Source organism: Nocardioides albertanoniae (assembly GCF_006716315.1).
In the GTDB taxonomy this organism is placed as follows: Bacteria; Actinomycetota; Actinomycetes; order Propionibacteriales; family Nocardioidaceae; genus Nocardioides; species Nocardioides albertanoniae.
Map to the genome: position 1 here is coordinate 652485 of NZ_VFOV01000001.1, position 15773 is coordinate 668257.

16 protein-coding genes and 1 tRNA gene are annotated in these 15773 nt (G+C 69.0%); 9 read left to right on the forward strand and 8 right to left on the reverse strand.

The features are described 5' to 3' along the window. Positions 1-16 precede the first annotated feature (16 nt). Positions 17-1027: an IS481 family transposase gene (locus FB381_RS03110; protein WP_141778934.1), complete on the forward strand. Its 1011-nt coding sequence runs from the start codon at positions 17-19 to the stop codon at positions 1025-1027. Here FB381_RS03110 and FB381_RS03115 read toward each other — a convergent pair. Beyond that, the gene (locus tag FB381_RS03115) at positions 1024-1632 is read right to left on the reverse strand and encodes a LysE/ArgO family amino acid transporter (RefSeq protein ID WP_141778935.1); all 609 of its coding nucleotides are present in this window, start codon (positions 1630-1632) and stop codon (positions 1024-1026) included. The two genes, FB381_RS03110 and FB381_RS03115, sit on opposite strands and share 4 nt — an antisense overlap. Before the next feature lie 81 nt (positions 1633-1713). On the opposite strand from FB381_RS03115, the gene FB381_RS03120 reads away from it, so the two are divergent. Next, positions 1714-2640 carry an ArgP/LysG family DNA-binding transcriptional regulator gene (locus FB381_RS03120; protein ID WP_246087935.1) on the forward strand — a complete coding sequence of 309 codons (927 nt, stop codon included), beginning with the start codon at positions 1714-1716 and terminating at the stop codon, positions 2638-2640. Here the strand turns inward: FB381_RS03120 and FB381_RS03125 are convergent. From FB381_RS03125 to FB381_RS03140, 4 genes are all read right to left on the reverse strand, one after another. Continuing rightward, the gene (locus FB381_RS03125; RefSeq protein WP_141778936.1) at positions 2628-2924 is read right to left on the reverse strand and encodes a DUF6458 family protein; all 297 of its coding nucleotides are present in this window, start codon (positions 2922-2924) and stop codon (positions 2628-2630) included. The two genes, FB381_RS03120 and FB381_RS03125, sit on opposite strands and share 13 nt — an antisense overlap. A 90-nt stretch (positions 2925-3014) precedes the next feature. Beyond that, entirely contained in the window at positions 3015-4265 is a 1251-nt protein-coding gene (locus tag FB381_RS03130; protein ID WP_246087936.1) for an MFS transporter, read from the reverse strand. A gap of 99 nt (positions 4266-4364) precedes the next feature. Further along, positions 4365-6218, reverse strand: coding sequence for an acyl-CoA dehydrogenase (locus FB381_RS03135; RefSeq protein WP_141778937.1), 1854 nt, complete (start codon positions 6216-6218; stop codon positions 4365-4367). A gap of 117 nt (positions 6219-6335) precedes the next feature. Continuing rightward, positions 6336-7574 carry an MFS transporter gene (locus FB381_RS03140; RefSeq protein ID WP_141778938.1) on the reverse strand — a complete coding sequence of 413 codons (1239 nt, stop codon included), beginning with the start codon at positions 7572-7574 and terminating at the stop codon, positions 6336-6338. Positions 7575-7646: 72 nt separating this feature from the next. On the opposite strand from FB381_RS03140, the gene FB381_RS03145 reads away from it, so the two are divergent. After that, complete coding sequence (locus FB381_RS03145; RefSeq protein WP_141778939.1) at positions 7647-8099, forward strand: nuclear transport factor 2 family protein; 453 nt, start codon at positions 7647-7649, stop codon at positions 8097-8099. A gap of 17 nt (positions 8100-8116) precedes the next feature. Here the strand turns inward: FB381_RS03145 and FB381_RS03150 are convergent, their stop codons facing one another. From FB381_RS03150 to FB381_RS03160, 3 genes are all read right to left on the reverse strand, one after another. Then, positions 8117-8749, reverse strand: a complete 633-nt coding sequence (locus FB381_RS03150; RefSeq protein ID WP_141778940.1) for a DUF2461 domain-containing protein — start codon at positions 8747-8749, stop codon at positions 8117-8119. Between the two features lie 31 nt (positions 8750-8780). After that, positions 8781-10157, reverse strand: coding sequence for a class-II fumarase/aspartase family protein (locus FB381_RS03155; protein ID WP_141778941.1), 1377 nt, complete (start codon positions 10155-10157; stop codon positions 8781-8783). Positions 10158-10316: 159 nt separating this feature from the next. Continuing rightward, positions 10317-10392 (reverse strand) — tRNA-Gly (locus FB381_RS03160). Between the two features lie 102 nt (positions 10393-10494). Between FB381_RS03160 and dcd the strand changes: the two genes are divergently transcribed. The 6 genes from dcd to FB381_RS03190 all read left to right on the forward strand — a co-directional run bounded on the left by dcd (position 10495) and on the right by FB381_RS03190 (position 15773). Further along, on the forward strand, positions 10495-11070 hold the full coding sequence (dcd, locus tag FB381_RS03165) for a dCTP deaminase (RefSeq protein ID WP_141778942.1): 576 nt from the start codon (positions 10495-10497) through the stop codon (positions 11068-11070). A gap of 30 nt (positions 11071-11100) precedes the next feature. Continuing rightward, positions 11101-11703 carry a DNA-3-methyladenine glycosylase I gene (locus FB381_RS03170; protein WP_141778943.1) on the forward strand — a complete coding sequence of 201 codons (603 nt, stop codon included), beginning with the start codon at positions 11101-11103 and terminating at the stop codon, positions 11701-11703. Positions 11704-11817: 114 nt separating this feature from the next. Further along, a complete protein-coding gene (locus FB381_RS03175) occupies positions 11818-12849 on the forward strand; it encodes an iron-siderophore ABC transporter substrate-binding protein (protein ID WP_141778944.1) in 1032 nt (343 codons plus the stop codon). Further along, positions 12846-13874 carry a FecCD family ABC transporter permease gene (locus FB381_RS03180; RefSeq protein WP_246087937.1) on the forward strand — a complete coding sequence of 343 codons (1029 nt, stop codon included), beginning with the start codon at positions 12846-12848 and terminating at the stop codon, positions 13872-13874. Before FB381_RS03175 ends, FB381_RS03180 begins: the two co-directional genes overlap by 4 nt. Continuing rightward, entirely contained in the window at positions 13871-14932 is a 1062-nt protein-coding gene (locus tag FB381_RS03185; RefSeq protein WP_246087938.1) for a FecCD family ABC transporter permease, read from the forward strand. Before FB381_RS03180 ends, FB381_RS03185 begins: the two co-directional genes overlap by 4 nt. A 16-nt stretch (positions 14933-14948) precedes the next feature. Further along, a complete protein-coding gene (locus FB381_RS03190) occupies positions 14949-15773 on the forward strand; it encodes an ABC transporter ATP-binding protein (protein WP_246087939.1) in 825 nt (274 codons plus the stop codon).

Sequence of the window (15773 nt, forward strand, 5' to 3'; positions counted from 1 at the left end):
ACCAGGAGAGGCCTTCGTGTCCCACGCTACCCATGCCAACGCTGCCCTGACCCCTCGCGCCCGGCTCAGGCTTGCGCGTCTCGTCGTTGAACACGGCTGGCCGCCGGCCCGCGCTGCTGAGCGTTATGACGTCTCGTGGCGTACCGCGAAGAAGTGGGCCGAGCGTTACCGCTACGAAGGTCCGGCTGGGATGCTCGACCGGTCCTCAGCGCCGCACCATCAACCCAACCTGACCCCGGCTCCGGTCGTGCGCAAGATCGTGCATCTGCGGTGGAAACAACGCCTCGGGCCGGTCCAGATCGCCGACAGGCTCAACATGGCTTCCTCGACCGTGCACGCCGTGCTCGTGCGGTGTCGGATCAACCGTCTCGCCCACATCGACCGGGCCACCGGTGAGCCGATCCGCCGCTACGAACACGACAAGCCCGGCGACCTGATCCACGTCGACGTCAAGAAGCTCGGCAAGATCCCCGACGGCGGCGGCTGGCGCTACCTCGGCAAACAGCAGGGCGACAAGAACCGCTCCACAACAGCCAAACGCACCGGTGGACCCAAGAACAAACACCGTCAACCACTGATCGGAACCTGCTACCTACACACCGTGATCGACGACCACTCCCGCGTGGCCTACGTCGAAGCCCACGACGACGAGACCAGCCAAACCGCTGTCGCGGTCCTCAAGAACGCGGTCGCCTGGTTCGCCGCCCGCGGCGTCACCGTCCAGCGTGTCATCAGCGACAACGGCAGCTGCTACAAGTCCCACCTATGGCGCGAAACCTGCGCAGATCTAGGCATCACGCCGAAGAAGACCAGGCCCTACCGGCCACAGACCAACGGGAAGATCGAACGCTTCCACCGCACCCTGGCCGAGGGATGGGCATTCAAGAAGTTCTACAACTCCGAATCCGCCCGACTCGCCGCCCTGCCAGGATGGGTCCACCAGTACAACCACCACCGGCCCCACTCAGCAATCGGGAAAGCCGCACCCATCACCAGATTGAACAACCTGGCTGGGCATCACAGCTAGCCGATCCCGCCCAGTGCGAGCCCGGCAGCGATCGCGATCATGGTGCACCCGATGACGATGTCGAGCACCTGCCACGCCCGCCGCCCGGCGAGCAGCGGCTCCAGCAGGCGAGCGCCGTAGCCGAGACCGGCGAACCAGACGATGCTGGCCAGGCACCCGCCGATCGCGAAGCCCCACCGCGCGGAACCGTACGTCGCCGCGATCGACCCGTGCAGCAGAAGCGTGTCGATGTAGACGTGCGGGTTGAGCCAGGTGAACGCGGTCGCCTTGGCGATCACCCGGAGCACGGGCTCGCGCGGTGCGTCGGCCGCGGTCATCCCCTCGGGCCGCAGCGCCCTGCGGAACGATCCGATGCCATACCAGCCCAGGAACGCGACCCCGAACCAGCGCAGCAGCTCCAGTGCCCAGTCGGCGCGCGAGACGATCGCGCCCATCCCGCCGACGCCCGCGCAGATCAGGATCAGGTCGGAGGCCGCGCACACGCTCACCACGACCAGCACGTGCGAGCGCAGGATGCCCTGACGCAGCACGTAGGCGTTCTGCGAGCCGATGGCGATGATGAGGCTGAGCCCGGTCACGAGACCGGCGAGGCTGGCGTGGATCACGCCGATGACGCTAGGTGTGGAGCATCCTGCAGGCCAGCGAAAGAATCTAACTGAACATAAGGCGGGCTTAAGCAAGCAGACGTGAGCGAGAATGCGGTCATGGCCGCCCTCGACCCGAACCAGCTCGAGACCCTCGTCGTGATCACCGAGGAAGGCACCTTCGACGCGGCCGCGCGACGACTCCACATCACGCCGAGCGCGGTGAGCCAGCGGATCCGCGCGCTCGAGCGCGCGGCCGGGCAGGTGCTGGTGCGGCGTACGACGCCGTGCACCGCCACCGATGCCGGGGAGCCGCTGATCAGACAGGGTCGCCAGCTGCGTCTGCTGCTGGCCGAGGCCGCCGCGAGCCTGAGCGACACCGGGAGCGAGACCGTCGTCGACCTCTCGGTGGTGGTCAACGCCGACACCCTCGCCACCTGGTTCCGCCCGGTGATCGACGAGGTCGCCACCTGGGACCGCACGGCCCTGCGGATCACGGTGGAGGATCAGGGCTACTCGGCCGACGCGCTGCGCCGCGGCGACGTGCTGGCTGCGGTCACCAGCGAGCCGAGACCGGTGCAGGGCTGCACGGTCGAGCCGCTCGGGCGGATCCGCTACACGCCCGGCGCGACCCCTGCGCTGATCGAGCGCCACCGCAAGGGCAGAGGCATCGACTGGAGCGCGATGCCGATGATCGTCTACAACGAGAAGGACCATCTCCAGGACGAGGTGCTGGCCGCGCACGGTGCGACGCGGCCGCCGGTGGTCCATCGGGTGCCGAGCACCCATGACTTCCACGAGGCGATCCGGCGCGGCCTCGGCTGGGGCATGCTGCTCGATGCCCAGGCCGAGGCCGACGTCGGATCACGCACGACGGTGCCGCTCCCGGGAGCCAGGCCGACCGACGTGCAGCTCTTCTGGCAGCGCTGGCGTCTCGACTCGATCGCCCTCGACGACCTGAGCGAAGCCGTACGCCGCGCTGCCCGCGCCCAGCTGCGCCGGACGCGGAAGAACGATCAGCGGCGGTAGCCGCCGGGGTTGTTCGGGTCCTGCGGCGGGTAGTTGCCCGGGGGCGGGCCACCGTAGGGACCGGGGCCGGCGTCGTAGCGACGGTGCTCGACCTCCGTGGTGTGTCGCGACCGGTTGACCGAGAGAAGGACGGAGATCCCGATCGCGAGGACACCGGCGATGAGAAGGATCCACCCGAGGGGCTCGCTCGCGATCGAGTTGGCGATGCTGTCGGGCAGGGCGACCGCGCCGGTGAGCAGGATGAGTCCGAGGATCAGCAGGATGATCCCTAGTCCGATAGTCATGGCAGAGCTCCAGACGGTTGAGGTTGGCCCGCTACGCTACCCAGGCGTTGCGCCCGACGATACCGTCCCCTGCATTCACATGGCCGCAGGTCAGGACGTACGCCGCGGCGCGGCCACCCCACGCCCGGCCACCCCGAGCAGCACCAGCAGGAGCGCACCGAAGGTGAGCATCGCGGGGTCGGTGGCGACGTACTGCACCAGGATCCCGAGCAGCACGACCGGCATGGTGATGCCCAGATAACCCATCAGGAAGAGGCCCGCCAGCGCCTCGCCGCGAGCATCGGCAGGCGCCACCGAGATCACCGTCGCCACTGCGGCCTTGAACGCCATCCCCGACCCGGCGCCGGTGACGACGGCGCCGGCGACGAGGATCGAGAACGTGCCGGACCAGAGCGCGCCGATCACCAGGATCAGCCCGGCGGCGAGCGCGACCAGCCCCGCGGCGTACGAGCGTCGGCGCGGCCAGCTCCCGGTCGCCACCTGGAAGAGGGCGGCGGCGCCGAAGATCGAGAAGCCGATCGCGCCCGCGACCGCATGGGAGCGCAGGTGCAGCTCGTCGGCGAGGAACGAGGGCACCAGCGAGGTGAAGAAGCCGAACATCGCGAAGGCCACGAAGCTGGCCATCCCCGCGGCGAAATAGGCCGCGCGTGCGTCGGCCGGCACCCGCACCCGCTGCGGGCGGTAGGTCCAGGCCGGCTGATCGGTGTCGACGGTCTCCGGCGCCGCGACCACGGCGAGCAGGCCGATCACCATGAGGAACGCGAAGACGGCGTAGGGCGTGTAGAGCGGGCGCGGCGCCCACTCGGCGAGCACGCCCGCGATCAGCGGGCCCAGGCCGAGCCCGCCGATGTTGGCGGCCGTCGCGACCACCTCGGCCCGGGTCGTGGAGGCCTGCGGTCGTGCCGACCGGTGCAGCTCGGCGAGATGAGCCGTCGCCGTCGCGGTCAGCATCCCGACGCCCAGCCCGGACGCGAACCTGGCCAGCAGCAGCCAGCCGAGCTCGTGGGTCGAGAGGAAGATCAGCGCGGCGAGCACGTTGAGCAGCACCGCGGGCGCGACCACCCGCCGTCGTCCGAACCGGTCGGAGAGGTGTCCGGCGAGGAAGAGCGAGGCCGCGACCCCGACACCATAGGTCGCGAACACCACCGTGATCCCGAACGAGCCCCAGCCCTGCTCCTCGACGTAGAAGACGTAGAGCGGTGCGGGAGCCGAGGCGAAGGCCATCGTCACCGCGAACAGGAACGCCACCGACCAGAACCCGCGGGCGTGATGGGAGATCGTACGCAGCTCGGCCGAAGCGGAGCCCGAGGCGGTGGACGGGGGCTCGGTCTCAGAGGTCACGTGTCACCTCAACGTCCCACCGGGCGCCGGACATTCCGCAGAACGCACCGCGGCCCGCCCGGTGAACCGGGCGGGCCGCAGCGTACGTGCAGATCAGGCTCAGAAAGCCGTCTCGGGCAGATCCATGATCGAGTTGTCGATCGCCTCGGCGATCGCCCGCTCCGAGGTGAGCTTGGGCAGGTTGTAGGCGGCGTAGAACTTCGCCGCGGCGACCTTGCCCGTGTAGAAGTCGGTGTCCTTGCCGGCGTCGCCGGCGAGGGCCGCGAGGGCGACCTCGGCCTGACGGAGCAGCAGCCAGCCGAGCACCAGGTCGCCGACCGCGAGCAGCAGGCGCGAGGTGTTCTGGGCGACCTTGTAGATGTTGGTGATCTCCTCCTGGGAGGCCATCAGGTCGTTGAACATGTGCCCGACCATCGCGTTGACGTCCTCGAGCGCGGTCGCGAGCAGGGCGCGCGACTCCTTGAGCTCGGCGGAGCCCTCGTCGTCGAGGAACTTCTGGATCTCGCCCGCGAGGTGACCCAGCGCAGCGCCCTGGTTCTTCACGATCTTGCGGAAGAAGAAGTCCTGGCCCTGGATGGCCGTGGTGCCCTCGTAGATCGAGTCGATCTTGGCGTCACGGACGTACTGCTCGATCGGGTATTCCTGCAGGAAGCCCGACCCACCGAAGGTCTGCAGCGACTCGGTGCCGAGCAGCACCCAGGCGCGCTCGGAGCCATAGCCCTTGACGATCGGGAGCAGCAGGTCGTTGACTGCCTCGGCGAGCTTGCGCTCCTCCGAGCCCTCCTCGGCGAGCGCGACCTTCTCCTGCCACGAGGTCGTGTAGTAGACCAGCGCGCGCATGCCCTCGGCGAACGCCTTCTGCACGAGCAGCGAGCGGCGTACGTCGGGGTGGTGGGTGATCGTGACGCGCGGGTCCGTCTTCGCGGCGGCCACGAGGTCGGCACCCTGCACGCGGGACTTGGCGTAGTCCAGCGCGTTCAGGTAGCCGCTCGACAGCGTCGCGATGGCCTTGGTGCCGACCATCATGCGAGCGTTCTCGATGACGTCGAACATCTGGGCGATGCCGTCGTGCACCTCGCCGAGCAGCCAGCCCTGGGCAGCCTCGCCGCCGCCGACCTGCGGGTCGCCGAAGGTGACCTCGCAGGTGTTGGAGACCTTGATGCCCATCTTGTGCTCGACGTTGGTCACGTAGACGCCGTTGCGCTCACCGGTGAGCTCACCGGACTCGTGGTCGAAGTGCAGCTTCGGCACGAGGAAGAGCGAGAGACCCTTGGTGCCCGGGCCGCCGACGCCCTCGACGCCCTTCGGGCGCGCGAGGACGAGGTGCATGATGTTCTCCTGCAGGTCCGACTCGGCGCTGGTGATGAAGCGCTTGACGCCGGAGATGTTCCAGGAGCCGTCCTCGTTGGGGGTCGCGACGGTCTTGCCGGCGCCGACGTCGGAGCCCGCGTCGGGCTCGGTCAGCACCATGGTGGCGCCCCAGAGCTTCTCGACCATGATCTCGGCGATGCGCTTGTCGCGGTCGGTGCCGTTCTCGTAGACGACCTTCGAGAAGAAGGGGCCCGCGGCGTACATCCAGATCGCCGGGTTGGCACCCAGCAGCATCTCGGCCATCGCCCAGACGACCGAGCTCGGGGCCGCCTGGCCACCGATCTCCTCGGGAGCGGTCAGGCTCCAGAAGCCGGACTCCATGAAGGCGTCGTAGGACTTCTTGAAGGACGCCGGGACGGGCGCCGTGTTGGTCTTCGGGTCGAAGACCGGCGGGTTGCGGTCCGCGTCCTCGAACGACTCAGCAAGGTCCTCGCGGCAGAGGCGCTCGACCTCCGTGAGGATCTCCTTCGCGGTGTCGACGTCCAGATCCGCGTACGGCCCGGTGCCGAGCACCTTGTCGGCGCCGAAGACCTCGAACAGGTTGAACTCGATGTCGCGGAGATTGCTCTTGTAGTGGCCCACTGATCCACCTTCATGCCTCGTCGGATTTACCAGTCGCGGACGCCGTCATGGCGAGTACTACTGGCGAGTAACCTCAAGAATAGGCATGCCCATGCGGGGGTGCAAGCCCGGGGCTACTCATCGGTAGCAAATTTTCTCCGCCTCGGCCCGCCACGGCAGCAGGAAGGACGACAGCAGAAGCACGCCCCCGGCTACCGCGATCGCGGTGCGCGGGCTCGTCGCAGCGGCCAGCGTGCCGGCCGCCAGCACCCCGACCGGCTGGGCGATCTTCATGGTGATCGACCACGCCGCCTGCACCCGCGACATGTGGTCGTCGGCGGTCTCGCGCATCCGGTAGGTGGCGAAGGTGGGGTTGAAGACGCCGGCGCAGAGGATCAGCCCGAAGTTGGCGGCGGTGAACCACACGAAACCTGCCGGGCCGCCCGGGGTGAACGCGATCGGGACGGTCCAGAGCGTCCGCGCGACCCCGGAGGTCAGCAGCACCGTCCGCTCGCCGAGCCGGCTCGTCAGCCGCGGTGTGCACAGGGCCCCGACGATGCCGCCGAGGCACGGGACGCCCATGGCGATGCCATACATCCACGGCTCCATGCCGAGCTCTCGCAGGGTCAGCACGGCCTGCAGCGGGCTGGTCGCGATGACGCACGAGCCGAAGAGTGCTGCGTTGAGGAAGAGCGAGCGGAGGTTGCGTCGGGCGAGGATGTAGCGCCAGCCTGCGGTCACCTCGGTCCGCCAGCGCTGCTTCGCTCTCGTCGGCGGGTCCGGTTCAGGCGTACGGATCGAACCGATGCCCAGCGCGGAGAGCAGATAGGTCATCGCGTCGACGAGCACCGTCAGGGTCGGCCCGAACGCGGAGACGAGGGCGCCGCCGATGGGAGGCCCTGCGGTGAAGGTCGTCCAGAAGGTCGTCTCCAGGCGGCTGGTCGCGGTCAGCCTGGTCTCCGGTGCGACCAGGGCTTTCAGGTGTGCACCGGAGGCGGCGGTGAAGGCGAGCTCGCAGGAGGCACCGATGACGCCGACGACGCACAGCTGCGCATAGGTGAGCGCGTCGAGCAGCCCTGCGGTCGGAACGCTCAGCATCGCCGCGAACCGGATCAGGTCGGCCCCGATCATCGTCGGCCGCTTGCGGCGGTACTCGATCCACGGCCCCAGCCGGATCCCTGCCGCCGCGGCCGCGAACCCGGACAGCGCTGCCAGCAGCGAGACCTGGAACGTCGAAGAGTCGAGCGCGAGCACCGCGACGAGAGGCAGAGCGCCGTAGGCGATCGTCGACCCGGCTTGGCTTGTGGCGGTGGCCAACCAGAGCCGGTTGAAGTCTCGGCCGAGGGCGGTGCTCGGCTCGAGCTCCGCGGCGGTCACCCGACGACCCTAGTCGGGATGGACTCGGCCAATAGGTAGAACACGTTTCAGTTTCGGCGTACGATCTGCCGCATGATCTCCTCCGACGCCATCACCTGGAACGCGCCCGACGACGAACACCCCGCTCGCACGGCCGGGCAGCGCTCCTATGCCGCCGTCGCCAAGGGCGACCTCGACGAGTGGCTGACGATCTATGCAGAAGACTGCGTGCTCGAGGACCCGGTCGGTCCCTCGATGTTCGACCCCGAGGGCAAGGGCCACCACGGTCACGAGGGGCTCAAGGCGTTCTGGGAGAAGGCCATCGCCTCCGTCGACAGGTTCGAGTTCGAGATCAACGACTCCTTCGCCAACCCCGAGGGCAACACCTGCGCCAACATCGGCAAGATCAAGACGAGCTTCGCCGACGGCAGCTACACCACCACCGAGCTGATCATGGTCTACGTCGTCGACGACGACGGCCGGGTGAAGTCGATGAAGGCCTTCTGGGAGCCGGAGCGCACGATGGCGTCGTTCACGAAGCCCTGAGGCCGGCTAGCCCGTGCTCAGGCGATGGCGTGCTCGGCGATCCACTCGACCAGCGGACGTACGGCTCGCCAGTCCTTCTTCACCTCGGTGACCAGGTCGCCGGTGTGGATGACCGGCTCGAAGCCGATGGTGCGGCCGAGGTGGATCGACTTGTGGCGCAGCAGCTCGATCTTGGGGTGGTCCTTGGCGATGCCGCGCGGCGCGGTCTTGAGCCGGTCGCCGGTGACCTCGTAGCCCTTCTTCTCGGCCACGGCGAGGCGTTTCTCCAGCTCGGCGCCGTAGTGGTCGTGGACGATCGCGGCCCGGAAGGCTGCCAGCCGGGGCGGCTCGAACCAGTAGCAGCCGCCGCCGGTGCGTACGCCTCGCGGTGAGATCTCCACGTAGTAGCCCATCTGCGGTGCCACCGCCACGAAGGCGCCCTGGTGGGCCTTGTAGGGCACCTTGTCCTTCGAGAAACGTACGTCGCGATAGGGCCGGAAGATCTTCGCGGTGCCGAACTCCTCGGCGAGCTCGTCGGTGAGCGCCTTCATCGGCGCGTGCACCGACTCCTTGTAGATGTGCTTGTGGGCTTCCCAGAACGACTTGGTGTTGTCGACCTCGAGATCGTCGTAGAAGTCGAGCGCCGCCACGGGAAAACCTTCGAAAGCCACGTCGGCAATCCTACGAGGCGACTGCTCGGCGTCAGGTGCTCGGGATCTGGATCGTGTCGGCGACCCGGCGGGCGTGCTCGGCCATGGCGCGGGCGATGGTGGCGGACTCGCCGAGGTGGCGGCTCGGGTCGAGCAGCCCGTCGATCTCGTCGCGGGTGAAGTGGGCCGAGACCTCGGGGGAGGCGGCCAGCAGCGAGGCGAAGTCGACGTCGTCGACCGCCGAGCGCTGGGCGAGCTCGAAGACGACGTCGTGGGCGACCTGACGCCCGATGCGTTCGCCCAGCTCGAGCATCAGCGACTCCGAGCCGATGAGCCCACCCGACAGGGCCAGGTTGGCGCGCATGCGCTCCTCGTCGAAGGTCAGGCCGGTGAAGACGACCACCAGCCGGGCCAGCACGTCACCGGCGAGCGTCGACGCCTGGGCGACCGCGTCCTCGAGGATCCCGGTCATCGCACCGTTGGCCTCGTGGTCGTGGAGCATCGACTCCATCGCCGGGGCGACGAGAGCGCGCAGCTGGGCGGAGGCGGTGATGACATCGAGCGTGAGCTGCGGGTTGCGCTTGTGGGGCATCGTCGAGGAACCGACGGTGCCCTCGGGGATCGGTTCGAAGGCCTCGCCGAACTCCGGCTGCATCATCGAGTAGACGTCTTTGCCGATCTTGCCGGCGGTGCCGCCCAGCATGCCCAGGATCGAGACCCACTCGACCATGCCGTCGTTGATCGCGCGCGAGGGCACCGGCATCGAGCCCATGTCGAGCCTCGCGGCGGTCTCCGTCTCGATCGCGCGGGCGTGGGAGCCGAAGGAGGCCATCGTGCCTGCGGCCCCGCCCATCAAGAGGCGGAAGACGCGGTCTTCGACCGATCGGAGCCGGTCGACGTGGGCCGCGATCTCGTCGATCCAGATCGCGACCTTGAAGCCGAAGGTGATCGGCACCGCGTGCTGGGAGTGCGTACGCCCCGGCATCGGCACCTCCGCACCGGCCTCGGCCACCTTCGAGAGCGAGCGGAGCAGGTCGCCGAGCAGGTCGAGGATCGTGTGGTGGGCGCGGCGCAGCAGGATCAGGTCGGCGCTCTGGGTGATGTTCTGCGTGGTGGCACCCCAGTGCACCCAGCCGCCGTGCTCGGCGCCGACGACACGGGAGAGCTCCTCGACCAGCGGCGTCAGCGGGTGGCTCTGCTCGGCCGTGGCCTGCTCGATCCGGTCGAGATCGAGCATGTGCAGGTCGGCGGCCTCTGAGATCGCCTCGCCGGCTGCCGCGGGGATCGCCTCGACGGCCGCCTCGGCCTCGGCCAGCGCCGCCTCCACGTCGAGCCGCGCCTGGAGGCGCGCCTCGTAGGTGAACAGGTCTCCGATGCCGTGGTCGGGGACTCGTCCGTCGGTGAATCGGCAGGTCGAGCCCGCGGGCATGTCGAAGATCCTTTACGCGTCGTTCATCTGGTGGTCGAAATTCAGCTACCCGATCTTAACGGAGGCGACCCACAGAGTCCCGCCTCCGTGGGCGGGATCACGCCCCAGAAATGCAGTCAAGCCGGACCCCCGAGCGACGGGAAGATCCGACTTGTGCGTTGGAGCGGACGACGAGACTCGAACTCGCGACATCAACCTTGGGAAGGTTGCGCTCTACCAACTGAGCTACGTCCGCAGGTGCGACGAGGATGTTACCCCACCCGCCCAGGCAGGTGTGAAAGGCGGTCAGGCAAGTCGCATCGTCGTGGGCAGCGCGCGGCTGCGTTAGGTTTGGCCCGTGCTGCTGAGCGACAAGGACATCCTGACCGAGATCCACGACGGGCGGATCGTCATCGACCCCTGGGACGAGTCGATGCTGCAGCCGTCGTCCATCGACGTACGTCTGGACCGGTTCTTCCGCGTCTTCGACAACCACAAGTACGCCACGATCGACCCGGCCGTCGACCAGTCCGAGCTCACCCGGCAGATCGAGACCGACGGCGACGAGCCGTTCATCCTGCATCCCGGCGAGTTCGTGCTTGGGTCGACCTACGAGACGGTCAGCCTGCCCGACGACATCGCCGCGCGCGTCGAGGGCAAGAGCTCGCTGGGGCGTCTCGGGCTGCTCACTCACGCCACCGCCGGCTTCGTCGACCCGGGCTTCGCCGGTCACGTGACCCTGGAGCTGGCCAACGTCGCGACCCTGCCGATCAAGCTCTACCCCGGCATGAAGATCGGGCAGTACTGCTTCTTCAAGCTCACCTCGCCCGCGCAGAACCCCTACGGCAGCGAGAAGTACGGCAGCCGCTACCAGGGTCAGCGCGGTCCGACGGCCTCGCGCGGCTTCCAGAGCTTCCACCGCACCAAGATCTGAGCGTCGGTGGTCGCGGCTAGGCTCGGCTGGATGAGTGAGACACCGTTCTTGGCGCCCGACGGTCAGACGCGCTGCGCGTGGGCCGGTGGAGCGCCGGAGTTCCTCGAGTATCACGACTCCGAGTGGGGCTTCCCGGCCGGCGGCGACGTGCGCCTGTTCGAGAAGATCTGCCTCGAAGGGTTCCAGAGCGGGCTCTCGTGGCGCACGATCCTCAACAAGCGGCCTGCGTTCCGCGAGGTGTTCGCGGGGTTCGAGTTCGACCGGGTCGCCGGCTTCGACGAGGGTGACGTGGAGCGGCTGCTGCTCGACGCGAGGATCATCCGCCACCGCGGCAAGATCGAGGCGACGATCAACAATGCCCGGCGCGCGGTCGAGCTCGTCGAGGAGCAGGGCTCGCTGGCTGCGTACGTCTGGGGTTTCGAGCCGGAGCCGCTGGCGGTGCCGGAGGTCGTGGCGACCTCGGCGGCCTCCGTCGCGCTCTCCAAAGACCTCAAGAAGCGCGGCTGGAAGTTCGTCGGGCCGACGACGATGTACGCCTTCATGCAGTCGATGGGGGTCATCAACGACCACTCGCTCGACTGCGTGATCCGCGACGTGGTCGAGGCCGAGAGGGCGGCGTTCGTCAGGCCGTGAGGGCGGCCGTGGCGGCCAGGGCCTGTGGTCAAGATCCGAGGGCGATATGTCGTTGAACGGCAAATGTGTTTAGGCTGTCCTAACTAAGCATTGCCTAACCCGAGGTGGCCCCACGTGATCCGTCGTTCCCTACTCACCGCAGCAAGCGCCGTGCTCGCTCTTTCCGGTCTGGCTGCGTGCAGCACCGGCTCGACCGACTCCGCCGACACCGGCCAGGAGTCCTCCTCGAAGGCCGACTCGGGCGCCTTCCCGGTCTCCATCAAGCACGCCTACGGTGAGGCCAAGATCGAGAAGGAGCCCAAGCGAGTCGCCGTGGTCGGTGTCGACGACGCCGACATGCTCCTCTCGCTCGGTGTCGTGCCGGTCAGCATCCCCAAGGTGACCTGGGGCGGCGACGAGGACGGCACGACGCCGTGGTTCGACGACAAGCTGAAGGAGCTGGGCGCCGACCAGCCGGCGATCCTCGACCAGACCGACGCGGTGCCGGTCGACGAGGTCGCCAAGCAGAACCCTGACCTGATCCTGGCCACCTACTCGGGCATCACCAAGGCGGAGTACAAGAAGCTCTCCGAGATCGCCCCGGTCGTCGCGTTCCCCGACCAGCCCTGGGCCACTCCGTGGCAGGACTCGCTCGAGATGGTCGGCAAGGCCACCGGTCGCAACAAGCTGGCCGACGAGGTCGAGGCGGAGACCGAGAAGACCATCGAGACCGCCAAGAAGGACAACCCGGAGATCCAGGGCAAGACCTTCGTGTGGGCCTCGCTCGCGACGGCCGACCTGTCCAAGATCCCGTTCTACACGACCGAGGACGCCCGTCCGGAGTTCCTGACCCAGCTCGGCATGAAGAACGCGCCCTACGTCGAGGCCAACACCAAGAAGGGCCAGTTCTTCACCGAGGTCTCTGCCGAGAAGGCCAGCGAGCTGAAGTCCGACTTCTTCTTCACCTATGCGGTCGAGGACAAGGACGCCGAGACGTTCCGCAAGGACAAGCTGATCGGTCAGATCCCGGCGATCAAGAACGGTCACATGTGGGCCTCGACCGACAACGTCGCCTCGCTCGCCGCGGGCATCCCGACGCCGCTGTCGGTGCCGTACGCCATCGACGAGTTCGTTCCCGGGATCGTGAAGGCCGTCGAGGGTCAGTGACCCTCACCGTCGCCCCGCACCGAGCCCCGGCCGCGCCTCAGCGTGGCCGGGGCTGGTCGGGTCTCCCCACCGCCGGCCTCCTGGTCGGCGTCGTGCTGCTCGCCGTCGTGGCGTCGCTGCTGATCGGCGCGAAGCTGGTCTCGCCGCTCGACCTGTGGCGAGACGGCTCCGTCGGGCAGGGGATCATCCAGGCCCGGATGCCGCGCACGGTGCTCGGCGTCGTCGTCGGGGCTGCGCTGGCGGTCGCGGGCGGCTGCCTCCAGGGGCTGACCCGCAACCCGCTCGCCGACCCGGGGCTGCTCGGTATCAATGCCGGCGCCACGTTCGCCATGGTCATCGCCGTCTCCGTCTTCGGGATCGGCTCGCTGTCAGGTTATGTGTGGTTCGCGTTCGTCGGCGCCGCGCTGGCGATGGTGCTCGTCCACACGGTCGCCGCCTTCGGCGCGGGCGGGGCGACCCCGGCCAAGCTGGTGCTCGCCGGCGCGGCGTTGTCGGCCGGCGTCGCCTCCTGGACCGCGGCCGTGCTCCTGCGCGACAAGGCCACTTTCGACGTGCTCCGCCAGTGGCAGGTCGGCACGGTCGGCGGCCGTGGCTGGGACGTCATCCTCACCGCCCTGCCCTTCCTCGTCGTCGGTGCCGTCCTGGCACTCACCGGGGCCCGTACGCTCGACACCCTCGCTCTGGGCGACGACCTCGCCAAGGGCCTGGGCCGCCGCACCGCCGTCGACCGCGTCGTGGTCGGTCTGGGTATCGTGCTGCTCACCGGCACCGCCACCGCGCTGTGCGGGCCGATCGGGTTCGTCGGGCTGGTCGTGCCCCACATGGTGCGGACGCTGGTCGGCTCCGCCTACACCCGGGTGCTCCCGCTCTCGGCCGGCTTCGGTGCCGCGCTCACGTTGCTCGCCGACGTCGTCGGGCGAGTCGTCTGGGCGCCCTCCGAGATCCAGGTCGGGGTCATGACAGCCATCGTCGGCGTGCCCGTCTTCGTCTACTTCCTGCGTCGTGGACGGATGGCCGGCCTGTGAGCGCGACGTTGGAAGGCCCGGCGGTCGCCGGGGAGGGGCAGGCCACGCATGCCGTACGCCGTGCCCGCCGCGCCCCGCGCAACCGGCTCTGGCTCGTCGCGGGATCGCTCGGCGCGGCCCTATTCGGGCTCTTCGCGCTGCGCGTGCTCGCCGGCGACTTCATCATCACACCCGCCGACTTTGTGAAGATCCTGGGCGGCCAGGACATCCCGAACGCTCCCAGCGCCACCTTCATCCTGATGGAGTCGAAGCTTCCGCGCGCGGTGCTCGGCGTGCTCGCGGGCGTCGCGTTCGGCACCGCAGGGGCGATCTTCCAGTCGACCCTGCGCAACCCGCTGGCCAGCCCCGACATGCTCGGGATCTCGCTCGGCGCCAGCGCCGCCGCGGTCTTCGCGATCGTCGTGCTCTCGGTCAACGGCTCGATGCTGTCGGTCGTCGGCGTGGTCGGCGCGATCCTGACCGCGGCGGTCATCCGTGGGGTCGCGGGCAGCGACGGCGGCTACCGGCTGGTGCTGGTCGGCGTCACCGCAGCCGCGGCCCTGCTCGCGGTGATCCAGTATCTGTTCACCCGCGCCGCCGAGAACGACGCCCAGCGCGCCCTGCGCTGGATGACCGGCAGCCTCAGCGACGCCACCTGGCCGACGATCCGCATCCTGGCCGTCTGCCTGCTGGTCCTGCTGCCCCTGGTGGCCTGGACCGTGAAGTCGCAGCGGGTGCTCGAGCTCGGCCCCGACGTGGCCCGCGCGCTCGGCGTCACCCACCGCTACGCCGACCTGCTGCTGCTCCTCGCCGTGCTCCTGTGCGCGCTGGCGGTCGCCGCGTGCGGTCCGGTCGCGTTCGTCGCCTTCGTCGCCGGGCCGATCGCGCGCGTGCTCAACGGCGGGCGTACGACTCTCCTGGGGGCCGGTCTGGTCGGGGCGATCGTGATGGTCGGGTCCGACTACCTGGCGGCGTACGCCATTCCTGACACCAACCTCCCGGTCGGTGTCGTCACCGGTGCGTTCGGGGCACCTTTCCTGATGTGGTTGCTCGCCAGCGGGCGGGCCGGAAGGCGATGAGATGAAAGAGGCCCAGATGAGACTCGCCGCGGAGAGCGTGAGCCTCGGATACGGCGGGGACCCGGTCGTCGACGGCGTCTCGCTGGAGATCCCCGACGGGCTCACCACCGTGATCGTCGGCGCCAACGGCTGCGGGAAGTCGACGCTGCTGCGCGGGATGGCGCGACTGCTGAAACCGTCGTCGGGGCAGGTCGTGCTCGACGGCAAGGCGGTGCACAAGCAGCCGACCCGTGCCGTGGCCAAGACCCTCGGTCTGATGCCGCAGTCGCCGATCGCGCCGGAGGGCATCACCGTGGTCGACCTGGTCGGCCGCGGCCGTCAGCCTCACCGCGGCGCGCTGCAGCGCTGGTCCTCCGACGACGACGCCGCCGTCGCCGACGCGCTCGAGCTGACCAACACCCTCGACCTCGCCGACCGGATCGTCGACGAGCTCTCCGGTGGCCAGCGGCAGCGGGTCTGGGTGGCGATGGCGCTGGCCCAGCAGACCGACCTGCTGCTCCTCGACGAGCCGACCACCTTCCTCGACGTCGCCCATCAGATCGACCTCCTCGACCTGCTGCACGGCCTCCGGGAGACCCGGGGCACCACCGTCGTGATGGTGCTCCACGACCTCAACCTGGCCGCCCGCTACGCCGACCACCTGGTCGCCATGGCCGGCGGCACGGTGGCGGCCACCGGCACCCCGGTCGAGGTGGTGACCGCCGACCGCGTCGAGGAGATCTTCGGCCTGGAGGCGCAGGTCATCCCCGACCCCGTCTCGGGAACGCCGCTGGTCGTGCCCATCGGCCGCCATCACCGCCCGAACACACACCCCGTCCCGGTCCAGTCCCAGGGAGCCTGA

What these genes read in the sequence shown, in the direction of transcription:
- FB381_RS03145 (WP_141778939.1), top strand. Translation starts at nt 7,647, where the DNA reads ATGATCTCCTCCGACGCCATCACCTGGAACGCGCCCGACGACGAACAC.
- FB381_RS03155 (WP_141778941.1), bottom strand. Translation starts at nt 10,157, where the DNA reads ATGCCCGCGGGCTCGACCTGCCGATTCACCGACGGACGAGTCCCCGAC.
- FB381_RS03170 (WP_141778943.1), top strand. Translation starts at nt 11,101, where the DNA reads ATGAGTGAGACACCGTTCTTGGCGCCCGACGGTCAGACGCGCTGCGCG.
- FB381_RS03190 (WP_246087939.1), top strand. Translation starts at nt 14,949, where the DNA reads ATGAGACTCGCCGCGGAGAGCGTGAGCCTCGGATACGGCGGGGACCCG.
- FB381_RS03125 (WP_141778936.1), bottom strand. Translation starts at nt 2,924, where the DNA reads ATGACTATCGGACTAGGGATCATCCTGCTGATCCTCGGACTCATCCTG.